2 protein-coding genes are annotated in these 907 nt (G+C 31.6%); both read right to left on the bottom strand.

The window, feature by feature from the left end; all coding sequences use genetic code 11:
- Positions 1-28: 28 nt before the first annotated feature.
- Positions 29-481 (bottom strand): hypothetical protein, encoded by a 453-nt coding sequence (locus tag ACFINY_RS09780; RefSeq protein ID WP_375610908.1) that lies wholly within the window; start codon positions 479-481, stop codon positions 29-31.
- Entirely contained in the window at positions 468-797 is a 330-nt protein-coding gene (locus ACFINY_RS09785) for a hypothetical protein (protein ID WP_375613775.1), read from the bottom strand. The genes ACFINY_RS09780 and ACFINY_RS09785 overlap by 14 nt, the downstream gene beginning before the upstream one ends.
- Positions 798-907 lie beyond the last annotated feature (110 nt).

Raw genomic sequence — 907 nt, forward strand, 5'->3', positions numbered from 1 at the left:
CTAATTGAATACCAAGTGATTTTAAATTTTACTTTTGGTTTTTAGTATAAAAATGTAGTGCGTAAATGGACATGTTTATTAAACTGCGTGTATGCAACATGAGAAAGAATGAATAAACTAAAAAAAAGTACCAAAAAACGATATCTAAATACCAAAATACAGTATAACTATTTGGAAAAATTAAAACGACAAGTGCTAAACTTATTAGCTTTAAAAGTCGGTGCATATACTGTTGTAAATCACGTGTTAATATCTTCCAACCTGTTGTATCATCATCTTTATATTTTGGATTGTTCTGCAACTCAAAAGGAATATGAGAATTGCATAAAATTACAAAAATATTTGTTATTATTATCAAACCAAAAGATGCAAATATCAAAATACCTTGGATAAAATAGGGATTTTTTTTAATTTCTAAAAAGCATAAAAATATAAAAATTATAATACCAAACAAGGCTCTTAGCTGCTTATCTGTAAACATATTTATTTCCTGCGGTTTTTGATAATTTTTTGATCTCTTTATTGATCTCATCTATGAGAGGTTCGTAATTGAGAACGCTTTTCGGAATACCGCCCCCATAAATCCACGCTTTCACTTGAGCCTTGGTACTGTAATCAACATTCTCAGGCATCTCATGATACTGACCACCATCGAATTCCTCATATTCTCTTGTACCATCATCATATTCGTAAAGATTGTAAAAATACTCTGCTACCCCTAATCCCCATGGGGCATGCCCCACCGCCGTTGCAACGAACTTTTTTCCCCCCTTCTGTTTACGTTTTTTTAAAAACATCTGGTTTAATATCCCCTATCTAAATCCATAACTTTACCAATGGGTTTATTTGCCTCAAAATGGACCGTACAGAAGCGTTTTTAATTTCAATGTGGTTTTTATCACAAAAT

The sequence above is a fragment of the Bartonella sp. AA23NXGY genome (assembly GCF_042197165.1).
In the GTDB taxonomy this organism is placed as follows: Bacteria; Pseudomonadota; Alphaproteobacteria; order Rhizobiales; family Rhizobiaceae; genus Bartonella.

What these genes read in the sequence shown, in the direction of transcription:
- ACFINY_RS09785 (WP_375613775.1), bottom strand. Translation starts at nt 797, where the DNA reads ATGTTTTTAAAAAAACGTAAACAGAAGGGGGGAAAAAAGTTCGTTGCA.
- ACFINY_RS09780 (WP_375610908.1), bottom strand. Translation starts at nt 481, where the DNA reads ATGTTTACAGATAAGCAGCTAAGAGCCTTGTTTGGTATTATAATTTTT.